At 58.0% G+C, this 20,706-nt stretch carries 21 protein-coding genes; 4 read left to right on the top strand and 17 right to left on the bottom strand.

The window, feature by feature from the left end; translation table 11 throughout:
• Positions 1 to 56 precede the first annotated feature (56 nt).
• From BM347_RS12765 to BM347_RS12755, 3 genes are all read left to right on the top strand, one after another.
• Positions 57 to 2,507 carry a ligase-associated DNA damage response DEXH box helicase gene (locus BM347_RS12765; protein ID WP_093916855.1) on the top strand — a complete coding sequence of 817 codons (2,451 nt, stop codon included), beginning with the start codon at positions 57 to 59 and terminating at the stop codon, positions 2,505 to 2,507.
• Between the two features lie 290 nt (positions 2,508 to 2,797).
• Positions 2,798 to 3,463 (top strand): ligase-associated DNA damage response endonuclease PdeM, encoded by a 666-nt coding sequence (pdeM, locus tag BM347_RS12760; RefSeq protein WP_093916854.1) that lies wholly within the window; start codon positions 2,798 to 2,800, stop codon positions 3,461 to 3,463.
• A gap of 51 nt (positions 3,464 to 3,514) precedes the next feature.
• Positions 3,515 to 3,934 (top strand): PaaI family thioesterase, encoded by a 420-nt coding sequence (locus BM347_RS12755; protein WP_093916853.1) that lies wholly within the window; start codon positions 3,515 to 3,517, stop codon positions 3,932 to 3,934.
• Here the strand turns inward: BM347_RS12755 and BM347_RS12750 are convergent.
• Positions 3,931 to 4,662 (bottom strand): LytTR family DNA-binding domain-containing protein, encoded by a 732-nt coding sequence (locus BM347_RS12750; protein WP_093916852.1) that lies wholly within the window; start codon positions 4,660 to 4,662, stop codon positions 3,931 to 3,933. The genes BM347_RS12755 and BM347_RS12750 overlap by 4 nt on opposite strands.
• 113 nt (positions 4,663 to 4,775) lie before the next feature.
• On the opposite strand from BM347_RS12750, the gene BM347_RS12745 reads away from it, so the two are divergent.
• Positions 4,776 to 5,174 (top strand): DUF2306 domain-containing protein, encoded by a 399-nt coding sequence (locus BM347_RS12745; RefSeq protein WP_093916851.1) that lies wholly within the window; start codon positions 4,776 to 4,778, stop codon positions 5,172 to 5,174.
• On the opposite strand, the gene folD is transcribed toward BM347_RS12745, so the two are convergent.
• From folD to ruvC, 16 genes are all read right to left on the bottom strand, one after another.
• Positions 5,171 to 6,073 (bottom strand): bifunctional methylenetetrahydrofolate dehydrogenase/methenyltetrahydrofolate cyclohydrolase FolD, encoded by a 903-nt coding sequence (gene folD, locus BM347_RS12740; RefSeq protein ID WP_093916850.1) that lies wholly within the window; start codon positions 6,071 to 6,073, stop codon positions 5,171 to 5,173. The two genes, BM347_RS12745 and folD, sit on opposite strands and share 4 nt — an antisense overlap.
• A 94-nt stretch (positions 6,074 to 6,167) precedes the next feature.
• Positions 6,168 to 7,844 carry a formate--tetrahydrofolate ligase gene (locus tag BM347_RS12735; protein WP_093916849.1) on the bottom strand — a complete coding sequence of 559 codons (1,677 nt, stop codon included), beginning with the start codon at positions 7,842 to 7,844 and terminating at the stop codon, positions 6,168 to 6,170.
• Between the two features lie 163 nt (positions 7,845 to 8,007).
• Entirely contained in the window at positions 8,008 to 8,589 is a 582-nt protein-coding gene (locus BM347_RS12730; RefSeq protein ID WP_093916848.1) for an MOSC domain-containing protein, read from the bottom strand.
• Positions 8,590 to 8,706: 117 nt separating this feature from the next.
• Positions 8,707 to 10,623, bottom strand: coding sequence for an ATP-dependent metallopeptidase FtsH/Yme1/Tma family protein (ftsH, locus tag BM347_RS12725; RefSeq protein WP_483883287.1), 1,917 nt, complete (start codon positions 10,621 to 10,623; stop codon positions 8,707 to 8,709).
• Between the two features lie 78 nt (positions 10,624 to 10,701).
• A complete protein-coding gene (gene tilS / locus BM347_RS12720; RefSeq protein ID WP_093916846.1) occupies positions 10,702 to 11,961 on the bottom strand; it encodes a tRNA lysidine(34) synthetase TilS in 1,260 nt (419 codons plus the stop codon).
• Positions 11,962 to 11,965: 4 nt separating this feature from the next.
• Positions 11,966 to 12,784, bottom strand: a complete 819-nt coding sequence (gene ybgF / locus BM347_RS12715) for a tol-pal system protein YbgF (protein ID WP_093917072.1) — start codon at positions 12,782 to 12,784, stop codon at positions 11,966 to 11,968.
• 29 nt (positions 12,785 to 12,813) lie between these two features.
• Entirely contained in the window at positions 12,814 to 13,335 is a 522-nt protein-coding gene (gene pal / locus BM347_RS12710; protein ID WP_093916845.1) for a peptidoglycan-associated lipoprotein Pal, read from the bottom strand.
• Positions 13,336 to 13,426: 91 nt separating this feature from the next.
• A complete protein-coding gene (gene tolB / locus BM347_RS12705; protein WP_245764280.1) occupies positions 13,427 to 14,734 on the bottom strand; it encodes a Tol-Pal system beta propeller repeat protein TolB in 1,308 nt (435 codons plus the stop codon).
• A gap of 11 nt (positions 14,735 to 14,745) precedes the next feature.
• Complete coding sequence (locus BM347_RS12700) at positions 14,746 to 15,858, bottom strand: energy transducer TonB (protein ID WP_093916843.1); 1,113 nt, start codon at positions 15,856 to 15,858, stop codon at positions 14,746 to 14,748.
• A 2-nt stretch (positions 15,859 to 15,860) separates the two neighbouring features.
• Positions 15,861 to 16,340: a protein TolR gene (tolR, locus tag BM347_RS12695; protein ID WP_093916842.1), complete on the bottom strand. Its 480-nt coding sequence runs from the start codon at positions 16,338 to 16,340 to the stop codon at positions 15,861 to 15,863.
• 3 nt (positions 16,341 to 16,343) lie between these two features.
• Positions 16,344 to 17,039: a protein TolQ gene (tolQ, locus tag BM347_RS12690; protein WP_093916841.1), complete on the bottom strand. Its 696-nt coding sequence runs from the start codon at positions 17,037 to 17,039 to the stop codon at positions 16,344 to 16,346.
• Positions 17,040 to 17,171: 132 nt separating this feature from the next.
• The gene (gene ybgC / locus BM347_RS12685) at positions 17,172 to 17,558 is read right to left on the bottom strand and encodes a tol-pal system-associated acyl-CoA thioesterase (protein ID WP_093916840.1); all 387 of its coding nucleotides are present in this window, start codon (positions 17,556 to 17,558) and stop codon (positions 17,172 to 17,174) included.
• Complete coding sequence (locus BM347_RS12680; protein ID WP_175498565.1) at positions 17,555 to 18,178, bottom strand: hypothetical protein; 624 nt, start codon at positions 18,176 to 18,178, stop codon at positions 17,555 to 17,557. Before BM347_RS12680 ends, ybgC begins: the two co-directional genes overlap by 4 nt.
• A gap of 46 nt (positions 18,179 to 18,224) precedes the next feature.
• Positions 18,225 to 19,244, bottom strand: a complete 1,020-nt coding sequence (ruvB, locus tag BM347_RS12675; protein WP_093916839.1) for a Holliday junction branch migration DNA helicase RuvB — start codon at positions 19,242 to 19,244, stop codon at positions 18,225 to 18,227.
• Positions 19,245 to 19,289: 45 nt separating this feature from the next.
• A complete protein-coding gene (ruvA, locus tag BM347_RS12670) occupies positions 19,290 to 19,955 on the bottom strand; it encodes a Holliday junction branch migration protein RuvA (protein ID WP_093916838.1) in 666 nt (221 codons plus the stop codon).
• Positions 19,952 to 20,458, bottom strand: a complete 507-nt coding sequence (gene ruvC, locus BM347_RS12665; protein ID WP_093916837.1) for a crossover junction endodeoxyribonuclease RuvC — start codon at positions 20,456 to 20,458, stop codon at positions 19,952 to 19,954. Before ruvC ends, ruvA begins: the two co-directional genes overlap by 4 nt.
• Positions 20,459 to 20,706: the final 248 nt, after the last annotated feature.

Below are 20,706 nucleotides of genomic sequence, written 5' to 3'. Positions count from 1 at the left end.
TAAACTCCGGGGGTGTGGGGGCTGGCCCCCACGCAGCTGCATGCTATCTAAACAGTATGCAGTCTCTACCGCCCCAGTTCACCCGATGGTTCGCCAGCAAAGGCTGGACGGTTCACTCCCACCAGCAAGAGATGCTGAACCGTTCAGATGCCCCGGCCTTGCTGCTGATAGCCCCCACCGGCGGGGGCAAGACGCTGTCCGGGTTTCTTCCCACGCTCACCGATCTCGCCCATGGGGATCACGACGGGATGCACACGCTCTACATCTCACCACTCAAGGCGCTGGCCGCAGATATCAAACGCAATCTTACCACCCCCGTCACAGAAATGCGCCTGCCGATCCGCATTGAGGACCGCACCGGCGATACCTCTCAAACGCGCAAACGCCGCCAACGCGCCGATCCACCGCATATCCTGCTAACTACCCCAGAAAGCCTCGCTCTGCTTACCTCTTACGAGGACGCGCCGCGTATGTTTAAAGGTCTCAAACGGGTCGTGATTGACGAAATCCACGCCCTAGCAGAAAGCAAACGTGGCGATCAGCTGATGCTGGCGTTGGCGCGGTTGCAAACCCTGTGCCCCGACCTGAAACGCGTCGGTCTCTCTGCCACCGTCGAAGACCCCGCAGCCATTGCCCGCTTCATGGCGCGCCACCCCGATCCCTGCCCCATCCTTTTGGCAGATCCCGGCCCGCCCCCCGATGTTCAAATGCTCCGCACAAGCGAGGCCCCGCCTTGGGCTGGCGGCGGTGCGGCCTATGCAATCCCCGCCGTTCTTGATCAAATTCGCCAACACAACACAACGCTGATCTTTCACAACACCCGCGCACAGGCCGAGATTTTCTTTCACAACCTGTGGCTGGCAAATGACGACAGCCTGCCTATCGGTATCCACCATGGCTCCCTTGACCGCACGCAACGCGAACGGGTCGAGGCAGCAATGGTGCGTGGCGAACTGCGGGCCATCGTTTGCACCGGCAGTCTTGATCTGGGCATCGACTGGGGGGATGTCGATCTGGTCATACAAATCGGCGCGCCGAAGAACGTGAAGCGCCTTGTTCAACGGATTGGCCGTGCGAACCATCGCTATAATGCACCTTCCAAGGCGCTTCTGGTGCCTGCCAACCGGTTCGAGGTCGTCGAATGCGTCGCCGCGGTCGAAGCGGTTCTGGACGGAGAACTGGACGGAGAGCCCCGCGGCCCCGGCCCTCGCGACGTGCTGTGCCAACATATCCTGATCACCGCCTGCGCGGGTCCGTTTGATGCAGATACGCTGTTCACCGAAGTTACTTCAGCCGGCGCATATGCGTCGCTAACCCGGCCCGAGTTCGACGCGTGCCTCGATTTTTGCGCAACCGGGGGCTACGCATTGCGGGCCTACGACAAATGGCAACGGCTGGTGCAACGCGATGGGTTTTGGTCTTTGCGCGACCCCCGCAGCAGCCAACGCATCCGCATGAACATCGGCACGATTCAGGATACCGACACGCTCAAAGTTCGCATGAAACGCAACCGTGGCGGCAAACCTCTGGGCGAGATCGAAGAAGACTTTGCCGCGTCTCTTACCCACGGGGATACGTTTTTGATCGGCGGACAAATCGTGAAATACGAAGGCCTGCGCGAAATGACCGTCGAGGTCAGCCGCGATGCTGTCAAAAAGCCGCGTATCGCATCCTTCATGGGTGCAAAATTCGCCACCTCGACGCAGCTTTCTGCACGGGTCCAGCGGATGTTCACCCAAGACAGTTGGCCCGAACTGCCCGACCACACCGCCGAGTGGCTGGCCCTGCAACGCGAGGTCAGCCAATTACCCCAGCCCGGCCGTTTGTTGATCGAAAGCTTCCCCCATGACGGGCATGCGCAAACCGTGTTCTACGGCTTTGCGGGGCGCAACGGTCAGCAAACGCTTGGCCTGCTGCTTACCAAACGAATGGAGGACCTCGGGCTGCACCCTCTGGGCTTTGTGGCCACGGATTATGCGACGCTGATCTGGGGCCTTGATCCAGTTACGGACCCCGCCCCTCTACTCGATCCAATGGCGCTACAAGATGGGCTGGATACATGGTTGGCTGGAAATGCCATGATGAAACGGACCTTCCGCGCCTCTGCCACCATCGCCGGCTTGATTGAACGCAACACACCCCAAGCCCGCAAGTCCGGCAGGCAGGCGACGTTCAGCTCCGACATTCTCTATGACACGCTTACCAAATACGACCCGGATCACCTTATGCTTGATATCACGCGCCAAGAGGCGCTGCGCGGCTTGGTCGACTTTGCCAGAATTCAAGAAATGCTTGAACGTATCGACGGACGGATTGATCACAGGGTCTTGCGCAAGGTCAGCCCCCTTGCCGCACCACTGTTTCTAGAGGTCGGCCGCGTGCCGGTAAAAGGGGCGGCTGAAGAGCGGCTACTTGCCAAAGAGGCTGCACGTTTGATGGAAGCATCAGGGCTGGCCAACCTCACCCCGCCCCCATCTGATACCCCCCGCTGGCGGGTAGGCGGATAAACACTGCCGTTACATAATGGGTTCAGCCATTGCATTTTGAGTATTTAAGAAAGGGTGAAGATCGGAAGACGTCTCGGTCGAGTTAGTTTTCCCGCCAAGACGCCTTCACCCTTTACGGCCATCGGCTCTCCAGCCTGTACCGCGCTATGAGCTTAATCCCCGCGTGGTTAATCGCGCGTAAACAGCTTCGGCTTCACCCTTTTGAAAATACTCATGGCACCCCCGTCTCGGGACAGATCGACGTCAGCATCGCTCTTGCAGTTGGTGCCACAATACCCCATGAACGAAGCATGAACTTAGGCTTTGATTTTTCATTATCAGGCGCGAATTTAACCGCACTCGGCTCTGGCGCGCTTTGGTGGGCCGAGCATCGCTTGCTATGTGTTTCGGATCTGCACTTAGGGAAATCCGAGCGTATCGCGCGGCGCGGCGGCACCACATTACCCCCGTATGAGACTCGCGATACTTTGACCAAGCTGACACATGATCTGGAACGCTGCGCCCCGCAAACAGTCGTCGCGCTAGGGGACAGCTTTGATGATCTGGGCGCGGCGAATGCTTTGCCTGCAGACGAACGCAACTGGATCACCAAATTGCAGGCCGGGCGCAGATGGATCTGGATCGAGGGCAACCACGACCCAGGTTCGGTGAAGCTTGGCGGAACGCATATGGTCGAATTGAAACTTGGGGCTTTGTCGTTCCGGCACATTGCAACCCCCGCCGCCCAGGGCGAAGTTTCGGGGCATTACCATCCGAAGGCCGCGCTGAATGTGGGGCGGCGCAGCATCTCAAGGCCTGCGTTTCTCTATGACGAGGCCCGCCTGATCCTCCCCGCCTATGGCACCTACACAGGCGGGCTGCGGACCGACTCAGAGCCAATTCGGTCGCTTATGTCAGCTAAGGCCTGTGCCATTCTTACAGGCCCCCATCCCACCGCTGTACCAATGCCGCGATAGGCATTTGCATGCTGATCAGAATATGCCAGCTTGTGGCCAAAGGAGCCCCCCATGGACGCGGCAGCAAAGACCAGAATTTACAGCAGCTTTGAAGCCCAATCCATGATGGCCACCTTGGGGGCCAAACTTTCTGAAGTGTCGCATGGCGTCGTCAGAATTGAAGCCCCGATTTTGCCGGGCGCGCTGCAACAGCAAGGGTTCGGTCATGCGGGTCTAACGTTTTCTATCGGCGACAGCGCGGCGGGTTATGCCGCCTTGACCAGCCTGCCGTTGGGCATGGAGGTCGTCACCGCCGAGATCAAGATAAACCTGATAGCACCTGCACGTGGCGACGGCCTGATCGCGATTGGTAAGCTGATCAAACCCGGAAAACGGTTGTGCGTTGTCACATCAGAGGTGTTTGCGATTGAGAATGGCCAAGAGAAACTGATCGCGATTTTGCAAGGCACAATGGTCCCCGTGCCCGTCTAGATAAGGCCCGCCTCTATCACGGCCGGCCGAAAGCTCCTGCTTACCGGAATTTCATCGCCCGAAACCAGAACCAGATAATCACGCCCTTGGACGCGGCGGTGCTGCGCGACAGCCTTCTTGGCCACCCAATGCGAGCGGTGGACCTGTAACCCCTCTGCAGCGTGCAGCGCGGCGACGGCATCCTGCAGGCGAAGCAACACAAGCGCACTGCCCTTCTGTGTCACGACATTCAAGTAATGGTCCTGCGCTTCGATCCTGATCAACGGTGCCCGTTTTTCCAGCGGAAGATGACGCAGAAAGGCTGTTTCTGGATCTTGAGCGGAGGTCTTGGGAGGGGCCAGAAACGCATATCGCGCAAGGCCCACCGCGCCATGAACCACCAGCACCGTCACCGCGATGATCACCCACAGATATAGCAACTGGCAAGTGCCTTGCCACGGCTCAAACAACCAACTGTTCAAGGTGTGAATAAGCACCGAGAGCATGGTAATATAACCGCCCCAAAGCATTGCGGTTTTCCAGACAGGCGCGTCTTTTGCCGCCCGTAGAACCAATGCTGTTCCCAACACGGACAGCGCGATAACACACGCCCAATAGATCAACCTCGGCCCAAGGAGCAAAGCGGCATGGGTGCCAAAAGGTCCGGCGATGGCGCATAGCACCGTTGCCAATGACCAAAAGGCCAGCCAGACCAAACGGCCTTTTCGTTCACGATGCGTCGATGACATTCTCTAACCCAATCCGCAATTCACGAAGCCCCGGTGCCATTCACGCAAACCCGCTTGGGATGCGCATGCTAAATCTGGCACGCAACGGGCAGTGAATACAACGGAGTTTCCAAATGTCCCTGTCCCCCCTATTGAACGCCAGCCTTGTGATCCAAATCCACGCCTTTCTGGCCATAGCTGCGGTCATTCTGACTCTTGCCATTTTCACCCTACCGCGCGGCTCCACCGCCCATCGCTGGATGGGCTGGTCTTGGACCGCCATGATAGCAATCGTCGCGCTCAGCAGTTTTGGTATCCACGAGATCAGAATGCTCGGCCCCTTAGGCCCCATCCATATCTTGTCCGCCTTCGTCCTGTTTCAGCTTGTCGTGAATCTCCGTGCCGCCAGAGCCAAAAACATTCGCGCCCATGCCCGCGGCATGAAGCTGCTGACTCTGGGCGCGCTTGTGGGTGCAGGCGCGTTCACCTTCCTGCCGGGACGTATCATGTATCAGGTGGTGACCGGCGGTTAAGCAGTCAGCCCCTCAGGCTCGGCCAGACCATTGGCGCGGCAACAGGCGGTGACAGTGTTGGCCAACAGGCAGGCAATCGTCATCGGGCCGACGCCGCCTGGCACAGGTGTGATCGCGCCCGCAACTTCGACGCAGCTGGCGAAATCCACGTCCCCGACCAGCCGTGTTTTGCCTTCGCCCTTTTCCGGCGCGTCAAGCCGGTTGATACCCACATCAATTATCGTCGCGCCGGGCTTGATCCAGTCACCGGGAACCATCTCGGGGCGGCCAACCGCCGCAACCACAATATCCGCACGGCGCACGACGTCTGGCAAATCTTTGGTACGCGAATGGGCAATCGTCACGGTACAGCTATCATTCAGCAAAAGCTGCGCCATCGGTTTGCCGACGATATTGCTGCGCCCGATAATCACGGCGTCCATGCCGGACAGGCTACCATGATGGTCGCGCAACATCATCAAACACCCCAGCGGCGTACAAGGGACCATCGATTTTTGCCCGGTCCCCAACAATCCCACGTTCGAGATATGAAACCCGTCCACATCCTTGGCAGGGTCAATCGCATTGATCACCAAGTCTTCGTTCAGATGTTTGGGCAACGGCAGCTGTACCAAAATCCCGTGGATTTCCGGATCGTCGTTCAAATCTGCAATCAACGCCAGCAAATCAGCCTCAGCCGTATCGGCGTCCAAGCGGTGCTCGACCGACGACATCCCGACTTCGACGGTCATTTTGCCCTTGGAGCGCACATAGACCTCGGATGCCGGATCGGACCCAACCAAGACAACCGCCAGCCCCGGCGTGATCCCGTGATCTGCTTTCAGCCGTGCCACATGTGTTGCCACCTGCCCCCGTACACGGGCTGCGAACTCTTTGCCGTCAATGATCTTTGCTGTCATGGAAACCGTCCTTCATCTTCTCTGGCTCTTAAATATCCCTGCCAAAAGCAGGAAAGGGCGCGGGGGTATTCCCCTGCGCCCTTTTCATAAGCCTTTAGAACAGACCTTCAACATCACCTGCGTCATTCAGGCGAATATTCTCGGCTGATGGCACCCTTGGCAGCCCCGGCATGGTCATGATTTCACCGCAGATCGCCACGACAAACCCGGCCCCTGCAGACAGGCGCACCTCGCGAACGGGAATGTTAAAGCCCGTTGGCGCGCCGCGACGTTCAGGATCGGTGGTAAAGCTATACTGCGTCTTGGCCATACAGACCGGCAGATTGCCATACCCTTGATCTTCCCAATCTTTCAGCTGGCTCAGAATTTTGCCATCCATCACCGCCGCATCGGCGCGGTATATCTTGATCGCAATAGTGTTGATCTTATCGGCAAGGCTCATCTCATCAGGATAGATCGGGGCGAAATCCGCCTCGCCTTTTTCGATGACCTCGACCACTTTGGTCGCCAGATCCGCTGATCCTTCGCTGCCCAGCTCCCAATGGCGCGACAGAACGGCTTCTGCGCCCTGACTGGCGACATAATCCTTGACCGCCTGCACCTCTGCATCGGTGTCGGTCACAAAGTGGTTGATCGCAACAACCACAGGCACGCCAAAGGATTTCAGGTTCTCGATATGGCGCCCAAGGTTCGGGCAACCGGCCTGAACCGCTTTGACGTTCTCGGCCCCCAGATCGGCCTTGGCCACGCCGCCGTTCATCTTCATCGCGCGCACGGTGGCCACAACAACCACACAAGACGGGGCCAGCCCAGCTTTGCGGCATTTGATGTTCAGAAATTTCTCGGCCCCTAGATCAGCGCCAAAGCCCGCTTCAGTCACCACATAATCCGCCAGCTTCAGCGCGGTCGTTGTCGCGATGACCGAGTTACAACCGTGCGCGATATTGGCAAAGGGGCCGCCGTGCACAAAGGCTGGGTTATTCTCGAGCGTCTGAACAAGGTTCGGCTGCATCGCGTCTTTCAGCAGCACAGTCATCGCACCATCCGCCTTGATGTCACGGGCGTAGATCGGTTTACGCTCGCGGGTATAGGCAACAATCATATCACCCAGGCGCTTTTGCAGATCGCTTAGGTCTTTGGCCAGACACAAGATCGCCATGACCTCGGATGCTACGGTGATGTCAAACCCAGCCTCGCGCGGGAAACCATTAGATACGCCGCCCAAGGATGCGGTGATCTGGCGCAAGGCGCGGTCGTTCATGTCAACGACACGGCGCCACACGACGCGACGCAGATCAATCTCAAGCGCGTTGCCCCAATAGATATGGTTGTCGATCATCGCGCTCAGCAGGTTATGTGCCGAAGTGATCGCGTGAAAGTCGCCGGTAAAATGCAGATTCATCTCTTCCATCGGCACAACCTGCGCATAACCGCCCCCCGCGGCCCCGCCCTTCATGCCAAAGTTCGGGCCCAGCGATGCCTCGCGGATACAGATGGCTGCGTTTTTGCCGATACGGTTCAGCCCGTCGCCCAAGCCAACGGTTGTGGTTGTTTTGCCTTCGCCTGCGGGGGTCGGGTTGATCGCAGTCACAAGGATCAGTTTGCCATCGGCACGGTCCTGAACTGAGTTGATGAAGGACTGGGATACCTTGGCTTTGTCATGGCCATAGGGCAGCAGATCATCGCTACTGATGCCCAGCTTTTCGCCGATTTCCTGAATAGGTCGCTTTGACGCTTCCCGCGCTATTTCGATATCGGTCTTAAAAGCCATTCTGTGATCTCCCCTATCGCAGTGCTTGTGTTTGCCCTGCATACGCGGCCATGACCACATCCGGAGGGCGCATTTCCGACCTTTCCACCGCTTGATGCGGCGAGCAGGGCTTCAGGCGCGTCATATTGTAGGTATTTTTGACGATTTTCCGCGACCAAGGGCCTTAGCCGTGTTTCCATGCGGGCTGATCGGGGATGAACAAACACAGACGATCGCCGAGTTTCAGCGCGCCCTCCCTCTCAACCCATCCTGTCACACCGCGTCGACCTTTGGCTGCGGTTTTGAACTTGGGGCCATGGCCGGGGCTGTCTTGTTCGATCTCGCGTCCGGGCAGGACGCAGGGACGGTTTTCCATATCGATCGTGATCGTCGCACCCGATGCCGCCTGAAGCCGCGCACTGGGCGGCACATGGGTGAAATCAGGAATACCTTCGAGCACAATCGAGACGCCCAAATGTTCAGGGGCCAGTGTCTCAAGCCCCATATCCGCCGCCGTTTGTGCCATTTCCTCAGCGGATAGGATCGAGAGCTGGCGCACATTCGCTATTTCGGTGCCTTCGGGATATAGGTTCTTAACGCGCACACAGGACGGGCGCGTTAACCCGGCATGCACGTCTTCCTCAAACCCCGCATAGCTGGCGAAAACTTCATCACGTGGTTCCGCGCGGATACCTTTCGCAAGTTTTGGCACGACCCCCAGCCATGTAATTGTGGCGACAAAATCGATTTTCTTTAGGGTGGGCATCTTGGCGATCCTTGAACAAACATGTGCTATTAGATTGCGCGGTACGGCCCAAAAAGAAAAGGCCCCGCTGGTGCAGGGCCTTATGACTTATTTTGATAATACCATCAGCAACCTTGATCAGGCCGTTGGTTCAGGCTCCAGCCCGCCCGAAGGGGGCGATTTTTTGCCCTTGGCCTTGGGGATCGACGTCACACTAGGCTTGTCCATACCGCTGGTGTCTTCTCCATCAGGGTCTTGCGGTGGTTTGCCGTCCATGACGCGCTTGATCTCTTCACCAGTGAGGGTTTCGTATTCCAGCAGGCCTTGGGCAAGACGCTCGAATTCTTCCTCGTGGTCCTGGATGAGCTTGAACGCGCGGTCATACCCTGTGTCGATGATCGCTTTAACTTCGCTTTCAATCAGCTCCTTGGTCGCGGCAGAGACGCTAAAGCCCCCGGCCCCGCCGTTGGCCTGATAGCCGGCAGCAGCTTCGGAATAGTCGATGTTACCAACCTTGTCCGACATGCCCATCCGCATCACCATACCGCGTGCCAACTGACTGGCCTGCATGATGTCACCCATCGGGCCAGAGGACACGCTGTCGGCACCATATTTAAAGATTTCAGCCGCTTTACCCGCCATGGTCATGGCGATCTTTTGTTCGGCTTCATCCTTGAACATTTGCAGCTTGTCCATTTCGGGCAGGCTCATCACCATGCCCAAGGCACCACCGCGCGGAATGATCGTGGCCTTATAGACCGGATCACATTTATCCAGCATCATGCCAACGATGGCATGGCCTGCTTCGTGATAGGCGGTTTTCTCTTTCTGGTCTTGGGTCAGAACCATCGAACGCCGCTCGGCACCCATCATGATTTTGTCCTTGGCAGATTCGAAATCCATCATCGCTACGAAACGGCGGCCTACACGTGCAGCTGTCAAAGCCGCCTCGTTCACGAGGTTCGCCAGATCAGCACCCGAGAAACCCGGTGTACCACGTGCAATGATCCGCAGATCAACATCAGGCCCAAGCGGTGTCTTGCGCGCATGCACGCCAAGAATTTTCTCGCGGCCTTTGATATCGGGATTGCCAACGGTGACCTGACGGTCGAAACGACCCGGACGCAGCAAGGCAGGGTCCAACACATCTTTGCGGTTTGTCGCCGCGATGATAATCACGCCTTCGTTCGCCTCAAAGCCGTCCATTTCGACCAGCAATTGGTTCAACGTCTGTTCGCGTTCATCATTGCCGCCACCGTAACCGGCACCGCGCGAACGGCCCACTGCATCGATCTCGTCGATGAACACGATACATGGCGCATTTTTCTTGGCCTGTTCAAACATGTCACGGACACGGGATGCACCTACACCCACGAACATCTCAACAAAGTCGGAACCCGAGATGGTAAAGAACGGCACGCCTGCTTCGCCCGCGATTGCACGCGCCAGCAATGTTTTACCGGTACCGGGAGGGCCCTCAAGCAACGCGCCTTTGGGGATTTTACCGCCAAGACGGCTGAACTTTTGCGGGTTACGCAGGAACTCAACGATTTCTTCCAGCTCTTCTTTGGCTTCGTCGATGCCAGCAACGTCATCAAACGTCACGCGGCCATGCTTTTCGGTCAGCATCTTGGCCTTGGATTTGCCAAAGCCCATCGCCCCACCTTTGCCGCCGCCCTGCATGCGGTTCATGAAATAAATCCACACACCGATCAGCAGCAGGATCGGCAACAAAGACATCAGGAATGTCTGGAAACCAGATTGCTGCTGCGGCTCTGCGCGCACGGGTACGTCATTTGCCATCAGCAATGAAGTGACTTCGGCGTCCTGTGGCATGATCGTGACATAGTCAGAGCCATCGGCACGACGGAAGCGAACCTGTTCGCCATCCAGCGTGACATTGCGGACATCGCCCGCCTGAACCGCTGTTACAAATTCGGAATAGCTGATTTCGCGACTTTGTAGGCCGCCGGTTGATCCGCTGAACAGGTTGAACAACGCCAACACCAACAACATCAAAACGACCCAAAAGGCGAGATTACGCATATTACCCAAGGAAACTCTCCTAAATCCGGGGGACGACATCAAGACGATGTGCCCGTTGTCTATAAGATAGAGACGCTGGGCGCATGTTCAATGCGTTATGTGTGCGGCAAAAAAGGTATCTTCGCCGCGATTAAGCCGTGCTTGCCAGTTTTGCGGCCAACCAGCAAGGGGTGCGGCAATCAAGCGCGTGCCATTCCATACAGCCGGTGTCGATAAAAGCACGGCGCGCGGAATGCCCAAGGCGCGCCAATCCTTGCAGGAGTATAGACCTTTAGCGCCAAGCGCGCAAAGGCTGAGTGGTTCGTTGCGCCCAGTTCCGCCCACGGGCGGCACCAGATGCCACCGATTATCCCACAATTCCCCGGGCTGTGCGGTCGTATTGGCGACGGCGTTCAACTCTCTGAAAATCCAAAGAGTTTCACCCTTTTTTCTCAACTCGCAGCCTTGCAAAGTTGCCGAAGATGCATGTTCCAGCGCGTCTAACACAGAGTTAACCGCGCTGCTGCGGGGCGCGTAATAGGCACCATTCACCCATTTCAAGGCATGCACGACAAGGCGTCGGCGTAGTTCGGGATGTTGCGCGGCCAGTGCATTTGCGTCGATCGTAACAGCGCCAGCCTGCAACGTCACAATTTCGCGTGCAATTGTAAGCATCTGATGGTTCAGCGCGTCTTTTGCGGCGGACAGGTTCTGCGACACATCGCTGATCGCATCTGCGTCGATTCCCAATTCGGATAGAATCGACAATGCCTTGCGGGTTCGAACCCGGTCAAACCGGTCGTCATCGTTGCTGGGATCGTCCACCCAGCCGATACCTTGTGCCGTCAGATAGCCGCGCAGATCCAGCCTGCGGGCCTGTAAAAGCGGCCTGACCCACCGCATGCCGTCGCGGTCAAAACGATGCGGCATCGCTGCCAGCCCATCGACACCCGCACGCCGCCCGATCCGCATCAAGAAGGTTTCGGCTTGGTCGTCCATGGTGTGACCAAGGGCGATGCAATCCACCCCAACCTGTCGGCCCCATTGCGTCAACAGACCATAGCGCGCCTTGCGGGCCTCGCCTTGCAGATTGCCGCTGTGGTCCCAGTCGTTCCAATCAAGGATATGATGGCTTCGCCCAAGCTGCGCACAAACCTCAGCAACCATCGCCGCCTCCTCGGCCGCTTCGGCGCGCAATCCGTGATTGACCGTTGCGACGAAGATTTCTGTGCCATGTTCCTGCGCGAAACTGTGCAAAAGATGCAGCAGCGCCATGGAATCGCTGCCACCCGATACGGCAATGCCGATAGATTTTCGCGGGATGTCTGAAAACTGGTCAGCGATCAACCGCGCCAGATCAACGGTCATCGAATTACTGGCAATTCAGCGCAGCACGCTCGCTTGCGGCTTGCGGCACATAGGGGCTGGTGGGAAAGCGTGTCGCGACCTCTGCCAATGTCACACATGCCTCTTGCACCTGATTAAGCGCGCCCAAAGCCTTGCCCAATTGGTACAGGGCCTCGGGGGCCGTCGTCCCGACCGGATCCGCGCTAAAGCTGGCAAGATAGGCGCGCGCCGCTTCGCGTGTATCACTCAGCCCGCTTAGGGCCTCGCCCCGGCGCAAATCAGCCTCGGGGCCTAGCGGGCCACCTGGATAGGTCTGATTAAAGGCCTCAAACTGGTCAGCGGCGACGCGAAAGTCACCGGCAGCGAGCGCCGCCTTCGCCCGCTCAAAATCATCAGCTTCGCCAACGGCAAGTTCGGCAGTGTTGGTGGGGGTCGGTGTTGTTGTCGGCACATTGGTAACGGGCGCGTCGCCGCCGCCAAGCGTCGAAGTCTCACCAATAGCCCCCACATCACCGCCTTCAAGCTCGACCAGGCGGAACTCAAGATCGCCAATCCGGTTGGTGCCATCGACCACAACACGGTTGATCTTGTTCTCAAGTTCTTCGGTTTTGGACGTCAGACGTTGCAGTTCGCTTTCCATCGCGTTCATGCGATCCAGCACGGAACCACCGGTCAGATTCAAAGAGGCCCCGCCGGTGGTGGAAAGTTCGCGCCGCAGTTTTTGGACTTCGACATTTAAGAAGGTCAGTTCCTGACGCACATCCGCCAAGGTTTCCGCGTCTTGTGCCTGCGCTGCGACGGGCCCAAAGGCCAGCCCAAGCATCACCATCATAACAAACCGCATTGTCGTCATCCTAACCGTTTCGCTTTGATTTAGCTGGACAAGCCACCGGCCAACACTGTGACGGCGCGGCGGTTCTTGGCATAGCATGCTTCTTGCGAACACACTTCGATCGGGCGTTCCTTGCCATAGCTGACAGTGCGCAAACGGTGCCCCGCCACGCCGCGTGATACCAGATATTCGCGTGCTGCATTGGCCCGGCGTGCGCCAAGGGCAACGTTATATTCACGTGTACCTTGTTCGTCTGCATGCCCCTCAATCACGGCCTGATAATCCGTGTTGGTATTCAGCCAGCTCGCCTGACCATCCAATGTCGCCTGACCGGCAGGGGTCAACGAAGATTGATCCACTTCGAACAGCACACGGTCACCGATGAACTGCTGGAAATACGCGGTCGATGCCGGATCATTTGCGCTGCCGGGAATGATGCTGCCGTTTGCGCCGGTCAGCCCGCCCGCACCGTTCATATTGTCCCCGCCAAAGCGGTTTGGGTTCGTACAAGCCGACACGGCAAGCGCGGTGATCAAAAGAGTGCTGGTCAGAATACGGTTCATAGAGACTGCCTTTGCAAAGTTGGCGTTAACATAGTTACTTTTGTGTTAGCACAGCGTCTTGACGTTGGGAAATACCAAGACGCTGCGGTAGTTAGTTCTGGAGCGGCGACCAAGACGGGTCAGACCCGCCTTCTTGGGTGCGCACGGGTTTCAGGTTACGGCCTGAAATATCGACGGAGTATAGCGAGGATGATCCCCCGGTCCCTTGGGTTTCGCGGGCAAACATAATCACGCGGCCGTTGGGGGCCCATGTCGGGCCTTCGTCCAAGAACGATGCGGTCAGCAAACGTTCCTCTGATCCATCCAGACGCATCACGCCGATGTGAAAGCGGCCTTTGTTCTGTTTGGTAAATGCAACAAGGTCACCGCGCGGGGACCAGACGGGCGTGCCATAGCGGCCTTCGCCAAACGAGATACGCTGCGCCTCGCCACCGCTGGCAGGCATGACGTATAGCTGCTGGCTGCCGGAACGGTCGCTCTCGAACACGATCTTGCTGCCGTCCGGCGAATAGCTGGGTGCCGTTTCAATTGCTGGCGTATTCGTCAGGCGCACAGATTGGCCGCTGGCAATATCCATCGTGTAGATATCCGTATTCCCCCCTTGGGTCAGGGAATAGACAACCGTGTTGCCAGAAGGCGAAAACCGCGGCGCAAAGCTCATCGTGCCCTCGGCGCTTTCTAGAACGCGGCGTTGAACCGACCCGATGTCCAGCACGTAAATCCGCGGAAAACCGCTTTCGTAGCTGGTGTACAGAATACGGTCGCCCGTGGGCGAAAACCGCGGGGCCAATACGATCGACGCACTGTCGGTCAGATAACGCACATTGGCACCGTCATAATCCATGATCGCCAGACGTTTCAGGCGCTCATCCTTTGGGCCTGTCTCGGACACGTACACAACGCGGCTGTCGAAATATCCGCCCTCGCCGGTGATCCGCGAATAAACCGCATCGGCGACCTTGTGTGCCATGCGGCGCCAGCCATCAATCGTTCCTGCAAACTGCAAGCCAGATCCAAGTTCGGCACCCGAGAACACATCATAGAGGCGGAATTTTACGTTCAAGCTATTTCCCGAAACACTCACCGCACCGGTGATCAGCGCCTGCGCATTGATCGCTTTCCAGTCGGCATATTGCACCGGCGCGTTAAAATCGCTGACGGTCGAGATGAACGCACTTGCCGGGATCTCGCGGAACAGGCCTGAGCTGACCAGATCTTCGGAAACCACGCGTGCCAGATCAACGGCCATTTGCCCGGCATCGCCGCTTTCAGGTTGGAAAGTCGGCACGGCAAAGGGCAAGGGTTCGATAACGCCTTCAGTGATTTCGATCCGCAACGGTCCCTGCTGGGCCTGAGCGGTTGCTGCAACGGCGCAGATCAGCGCCAGACACATGCTCATTAGTCGTAAAATCATTTGATGCGCATCCTTTCAGGATTAAAGGTCATCTCAATATTCTGCCATTGGTCAAATTTATCTACAGGAAGCTGATATCCACGCGATCCGCAGCGGATAATTGCCCGTCTGGCCGCCTCGAACGCCTGACCAGCCGCAGCGGGAATTCCACCAGAACTGCCTGTCATCGTAATACTATTGTTCTGCGGCGTGCCGTCTTGGTTCATCTGAACGCTAACAATGACGGTAGTGCGCAGTGCCTCCGACGACAGCGAGCCGACGTTCCAGCAGGCAGAAACCGCTAGGCGCAGGGATTCCTTTTCACCGCTCGACAAAGGCGGACCAGAAGGTGCCGCCACTGGCGCTGGCGTTTCCTCGCCGCCCATCGCCTCGGCCAAGGCCGCTGCGACAGCATCTTGATCGACAGCAGGCTGCGCCGGTTTGGGTGTTGCAACAGGTTCGGCCACCTGTGGTGCAGGTGGTGTTGGACGGCGCGCAGGCGGGCGGGGTGATTGATCGGGCGCGGCCTTTGGTGCTTCGGCAGCCTCGGTAACAATCTCGGTCGTTGCTTCTTCGGGTGCTGTAGCCTCTTGCGCTTCTTCCACGACTCTCTCGGCAGGTGCATCAGGCGTTGCGGCCTCCTGCTCGACCACGTCGGGGCGGGCCTCTGGGTCTGGCTGTTCAACCGCTTCAGGTGCCACACGGTCCACCGGACGGGGCACAGCAACGGGTGCGACCTCGGGGGCCAGAACGGCGACCTCGGCTGGGGGCTCAGGTAGTTCGGGCGCGGTTTCGCTGACCTCAGCCGCAGGTGGCGGCGGTGTCGGCTCTACCACTTCGGGCTCAGGCTCCGGCGCGGCTGGCTCAGCTGGTGCCGGTTCCTGAATTTCAGGTTCCGCTGCGACCGCAGGCGTCTCGGTTGGTGCTTGGGGGGCTTCAGGTTGCGTGACTTCGGTCACTTCTTCAGACGATTGCGATGCCGCCACCAAAGCATCAAACTCGGCTGCAGACAGCACAGACACTTCTTGCATCTCAAATGGTTCTGGGTTCGGCCTGAAAAGGCCACCAAACAGCAAGAAGGCAATCAGCCCAACATGCCCTACACCAGAAATGTAATGCCCCGTGTGCATGGTTAACCGCCCGACGTCCCAACGCCGTCCAGCTTTGGGCCACCGGTTTCAGTCACCAAACCAATGTTCGAAAAACCGCCAGCGTTCAGCGCACCCATCACTTCCATGACCATGGCGTAGGAAACAGTCCCATCCGCCCGCAGGAAGACCCGGTCGCTTGCCCGCTCTGTCGCAATCGCGCGCAGCTTGGCGACCAGATCACCGCGTTCTGTTGGCGTCTTTTGAATTTGCACCGACCCATCCGCCAAAAGCGTAATGGTTAACGGTTCCTCTTGATCCGAGGGCAAAGCCGTCGCCGCCGTTTTCGGCAACTCAACCGGCACACCCACCGTCAACAGCGGGGCCGCGACCATAAAGATGATCAGCAGCACCAGCATAACGTCCACGAAGGGCGTGATGTTGATCTCGGCCATCGGTTGCGCACGACCGCGACGCCGCCCGCGCCCGCCGCTACCTGTTTTTTTTGCGATACCTGCGCCCATCGGTCAGCTATCCAACTGACGGCTTAGAATGGTTGCGAATTCATCGGCAAATGCTTCGTAGCCGCCCAAAATACGGTCAGAATCCGCACTTAGCTTGTTATAGAAAATAACCGCGGGGATCGCGGCCAGCAGGCCAATGCCCGTCGCCAGCAGCGCTTCGGCAATACCGGGGGCCACAACTACAAGGCTGGTATTTTGCTGCGATGCGATTTCGATAAACGAATTCATAATACCGAAAACGGTACCAAAGAGGCCGACAAACGGTGCCGTCGATCCGACGGTCGCGAGGACAGGCAGACCCTTTTGCAGCTTCTCCGCCTCTTTCGCGATTGCCACATCCATCGACCGGTCAATGCGCGCCGTGGCACCGGGAATCAGGTCACCATCATCACGATGAGACCTGCGCCACTCCGTCATCCCTGCGGCAAAAATCTTTTCAGCTGCCCCGTCAGGATCAGGCCCGATTGTATCGTATAGCCCGTCCAAAGGTTCACCCGACCAAAACGCCCGATCAAAGGCATCCGCTTCGGCCCGGAATCTGCGGTACTGCATGATTTTCTGAACAATGATTGACCATGACCAGAATGACGCGACCAGCAAGCTGATCATGACTAGTTTCACGGTGAATGTCGCGCGCAGGAATAACCCCAAGAGCGAGAAATCAATCTCGCTCGCCGCCGCCAGCGTTTCTGCTTCCATCGGTTCTGCTCTTTACTTAGGGCCCCTTTCGGGGCTGTTCCGCCTCAACGGCCCTGTTTTCCAAGGCGCTATTTGGCACAAGCTTAGCCGAGTGCAATGTCGATTGCTAGGATTATGGCACCAATCCGCGTGTCACAGCGGCAGTGAGCGGAGTTTCGCTGGCAATCTGCAGGGTTTTCCGCTGGCCGCGATGCAGACAATCGTGACGGCGGCACGAAACAATAGCGTCTCATCGCGCCAGACCTCTTGAGCCATTTCCATACGCGCAGGCCCGATGGATGTCGCCCATGTACGGACCTCCAGCAGATCATCGAAAACTGCCGAGGCGATATAATCGGCCTCGACCCTGCGCACGGCAAAAACCACGCCATCCGCCTTCATCGCAAGCTGGTCGATCCCGATCTCGCGCACCCAATCGCTGCGCCCACGTTCAATATACCGCAGATAATTCGCGTAATAGACGATGCCCGCCATATCGGTATCTTCATAATAAACGCGAATGGGCAGAATATGGGTCATTGCGGTTTGTTTAACCTCGCGAAAAGACGCAGCGCGTGGGAGGTATCTTGCGCAACAGATGGCAACACAGGATCATAAGCCGCCCGCAAAAGTGCTGCAACATCAGGGCGCAGGATCGTGGTGCCTTCTGCCACAGCCAAGGGGGACTGGTCTTTGAATGCCGCGTCGGACCACAACAAAAAGGACTGCACAATCTGGCTTAACGCCAAGGTCTGCGCAGGGGTGGCACTTAGGTGCTTGTCCATGCGCAGGAAGACAAAGCACGCCTTGATCGCGCCATCCTCGTCAAACCGGAACAAGCGGTACTGATTGGCATCGACGTCTTTCAGCTTCTCGACCAAAGGCTTCAAATCTGGCACCAGCCGGTCCAATCCGGGCACGTCCGGCAATTCATCCCATTCCTTGAAAAAGAACATCATCAGATTGCTGCCCAATTCAGGATCAGTCTCAGCAATCTTGTGACCGGACAGCACGCAAACGGCCTCTAGCGCGCCTTTGATAACGGATAGGGTCGCGTCATCCACCCCGAACACAACCGGGGACACAGGCCGCCCCCACCGCGCAAACACAAAGTCGCCGCTGTCGCGTGTGAACAGGTTCTCGATATCTTGTGGTGTCATCAGGTCTTCCAAATGGTCTAAAATCCTCGCCGAAGGCTGCGCTACGTCAGCCAAACAGGTCTGCGCGTGGTTTTGGCGGGGCCATCCCCAAATGGGTCCAAGCCTTTTGCGCCAGCATCCGCCCGCGTGGTGTACGTTGGATCAGTCCCTGCTGTAGCAAAAACGGCTCGATCACCTCTTCCAGTGCATCGCGCGATTCCGACAAGGCAGCCGACATTGTCTCAATGCCAACCGGCCCGCCTTGGTAATTCTCGGCGATCAGCCGCAGATAGCGGCGGTCGGCACTGTCCAGCCCCAACCGGTCTACGCCCAGCCGCGTCAGCGCCATGTCGGCCAACTCCCGTGTCACGCGACCATTTCCTTCGACCACTGCGAAATCAACGACGCGCCGCAACAGACGCCCTGCAATCCGCGGCGTGCCGCGGGCACGTTTTGCGATCTCGCGCGCGCCCCCTTCATCTGCGGGTGCACCCAGCTTGCGGGCATTGCGGTCCACGATGATGAACAGCTCGTCTTCGGTATAAAATTCCAGCCGTGTCGGAATGCCAAAGCGGTCGCGTAGCGGCGTGGTCAACAGACCCATGCGCGTCGTGGCCCCTACAAGCGTAAAGGGCTGCAATTCAATCCGCACGGTGCGTGCGGCAGGACCCTCGCCAATGACCAAATCCAGCTCGAAGTCTTCAAGCGCGGGATACAGCACTTCTTCGACCGCCGGGTTCAGACGGTGGATTTCATCGATAAACAGCACATCGCGTGCCTCGAGGTTGGTCAATATCGCAGCCAGATCGCCAGCCTTGGCCAGTACCGGCCCAGAGGTCATGCGAAACCCCACCCCCAATTCGCGCGCCATAATCTGCGCCAAGGTCGTCTTGCCCAAACCGGGGGGGCCATGAAACAACGTATGGTCCATCGCCTCTTCGCGTTGCTTGGCCGATTGAATGAACACCTTGAGGTTCGACCGCGCCTCGGCTTGGCCCACGAATTCATCCAGCATCTGCGGTCGCAGCGCACGGTCAAAATCCTCTGGCAGCGGGTCGGGCCGCAAGGTGGGGTCGCTATCGATCATTCAGTTTCCAAAACTTTGGGGCGGTCGGGTGCCAATGGCCCCACTCTACCCTTTGGGCGCAAGAAGTTTCAACGCCGCACGGATCAATACCGGTGTTTGCGCCTCGGGGTTCTCACCTGCGGCTTGCGCCACGGCACCAGCCGCATCGCCGGGGCCATAGCCCAAATTGGCAAGCGCCGACAGCGCCTCTGCCTGCGCGGATTGGTTCGACGCGGGGGCTGCCCGGGATTGCGGTGCGGATGGCTCGATCACTTGGGCCGCTTCGACCTCGCCATGGGCTTCGGCCAGCGTGCCCGTCATTGCCATAACGCCCGGCGCTTTATCCTTGAGGTCCAGAACCACCCGTTGTGCGATTTTCGGGCCAACCCCTTTGGCGGCTTTGACGGCATTCCAGTCGCCAAGCGCAATCGCGCGGCTGACACCATCAGGGCCAAGGGTGCCCAAGATCGCCAATGACGCTTTGGCCCCGACCCCTTGGACAGATGTCAGCAAACGGTGCCATTCTTTTTCCACCAGGGTCTGAAAGCCGAACAGTTGCATCAGATCTTCGCGAACAACCAGATCGGTGAACAAGGCAACGGCCTCTCCGACACCGGGGAGCGCGGCTAATGTGCGTTCCGAGCAATACACCAAGTACCCAACGCCGCGCACATCAATCAGCACATGGTCGGAGGCGCGGTAGTCAATGCGGCCTGTGATCTTGCCAATCATGCGCTGGCCCTCGCCACCGCTTGCGCCAGCGTGCTGGCCCCGCCGTGATGGGCGTGGCAAATCGCAATGGCCAGCGCATCAGCGGCATCCGGTCCGGCGATTTCAATGCCCGGCAGTTGCATACGCACCATATGCAGCACCTGCCCCTTATCTGCGTGCCCTACACCCACCACAGTTTTCTTAACCGTGTTCGGCGCGTATTCTCCGACCGACAGCCCGGCCTGTGCTGGCACAAGCATCGCTATCCCTCGCGCCTGCCCCAGTTTAAGCGTTCCGGCACCGTCCTTGTTGACAAATGTCTGTTCAACAGCAGCGGACTGTGGGCGGTAGGAGGCCATAATTCTGGTAAGCTGGCCATGCAGTGACAACAGCCGTGACCCAAGATCGGCCCCTTCCGACACGCAAACACCATTTGCGACATGACTTATACGGCTGCCAGCAACATCAATGACGCCCCACCCCATGTTGCGCAGCCCCGGATCAATGCCAATTACCCGTATCATGTGCCAATTTACCTCAGTTTTTACTTATTTTGAGAGCTAGCACAAAACGCGAACATCTACCAAGGATTTTCGCGCCAGCCCCGAAAATGCCACAATTGGCCGCGCTTACGCCAAAAACGGTACAAAAACGACACACGGCACGCTGGACCCGTCACCGCGAGACGCGCCAAAATAGCCATATTTTATTGGAATTTTATGATTTATGCTGCCATGCAGAAAACGCAGATCACTCATGCAAGTCTGGGTGT

Origin of the sequence: Sulfitobacter marinus, assembly GCF_900116285.1 — a bacterium.
GTDB classification, from domain to species: domain Bacteria; phylum Pseudomonadota; class Alphaproteobacteria; order Rhodobacterales; family Rhodobacteraceae; genus Sulfitobacter; species Sulfitobacter marinus.
Note: the sequence above shows the minus strand (reverse complement) of the source record. Positions and strands in the feature narration are given on the sequence as shown.

Excerpts from the sequence above, each read along its gene's own strand:
- BM347_RS12765 (WP_093916855.1), top strand. The coding sequence starts at position 57 with ATGCAGTCTCTACCGCCCCAGTTCACCCGATGGTTCGCCAGCAAAGGC.
- pdeM (WP_093916854.1), top strand. The coding sequence starts at position 2,798 with ATGAACTTAGGCTTTGATTTTTCATTATCAGGCGCGAATTTAACCGCA.
- BM347_RS12755 (WP_093916853.1), top strand. The coding sequence starts at position 3,515 with ATGGACGCGGCAGCAAAGACCAGAATTTACAGCAGCTTTGAAGCCCAA.
- BM347_RS12750 (WP_093916852.1), bottom strand. The coding sequence starts at position 4,662 with ATGTCATCGACGCATCGTGAACGAAAAGGCCGTTTGGTCTGGCTGGCC.
- BM347_RS12745 (WP_093916851.1), top strand. The coding sequence starts at position 4,776 with ATGTCCCTGTCCCCCCTATTGAACGCCAGCCTTGTGATCCAAATCCAC.
- folD (WP_093916850.1), bottom strand. The coding sequence starts at position 6,073 with ATGACAGCAAAGATCATTGACGGCAAAGAGTTCGCAGCCCGTGTACGG.
- BM347_RS12735 (WP_093916849.1), bottom strand. The coding sequence starts at position 7,844 with ATGGCTTTTAAGACCGATATCGAAATAGCGCGGGAAGCGTCAAAGCGA.
- BM347_RS12730 (WP_093916848.1), bottom strand. The coding sequence starts at position 8,589 with ATGCCCACCCTAAAGAAAATCGATTTTGTCGCCACAATTACATGGCTG.
- tilS (WP_093916846.1), bottom strand. The coding sequence starts at position 11,961 with ATGACCGTTGATCTGGCGCGGTTGATCGCTGACCAGTTTTCAGACATC.
- ybgF (WP_093917072.1), bottom strand. The coding sequence starts at position 12,784 with ATGCGGTTTGTTATGATGGTGATGCTTGGGCTGGCCTTTGGGCCCGTC.
- pal (WP_093916845.1), bottom strand. The coding sequence starts at position 13,335 with ATGAACCGTATTCTGACCAGCACTCTTTTGATCACCGCGCTTGCCGTG.
- tolB (WP_245764280.1), bottom strand. The coding sequence starts at position 14,734 with ATGAGCATGTGTCTGGCGCTGATCTGCGCCGTTGCAGCAACCGCTCAG.
- BM347_RS12700 (WP_093916843.1), bottom strand. The coding sequence starts at position 15,858 with ATGCACACGGGGCATTACATTTCTGGTGTAGGGCATGTTGGGCTGATT.
- tolR (WP_093916842.1), bottom strand. The coding sequence starts at position 16,340 with ATGGGCGCAGGTATCGCAAAAAAAACAGGTAGCGGCGGGCGCGGGCGG.
- tolQ (WP_093916841.1), bottom strand. The coding sequence starts at position 17,039 with ATGGAAGCAGAAACGCTGGCGGCGGCGAGCGAGATTGATTTCTCGCTC.
- ybgC (WP_093916840.1), bottom strand. The coding sequence starts at position 17,558 with ATGACCCATATTCTGCCCATTCGCGTTTATTATGAAGATACCGATATG.
- BM347_RS12680 (WP_175498565.1), bottom strand. The coding sequence starts at position 18,178 with ATGACACCACAAGATATCGAGAACCTGTTCACACGCGACAGCGGCGAC.
- ruvB (WP_093916839.1), bottom strand. The coding sequence starts at position 19,244 with ATGATCGATAGCGACCCCACCTTGCGGCCCGACCCGCTGCCAGAGGAT.
- ruvA (WP_093916838.1), bottom strand. The coding sequence starts at position 19,955 with ATGATTGGCAAGATCACAGGCCGCATTGACTACCGCGCCTCCGACCAT.
- ruvC (WP_093916837.1), bottom strand. The coding sequence starts at position 20,458 with ATGATACGGGTAATTGGCATTGATCCGGGGCTGCGCAACATGGGGTGG.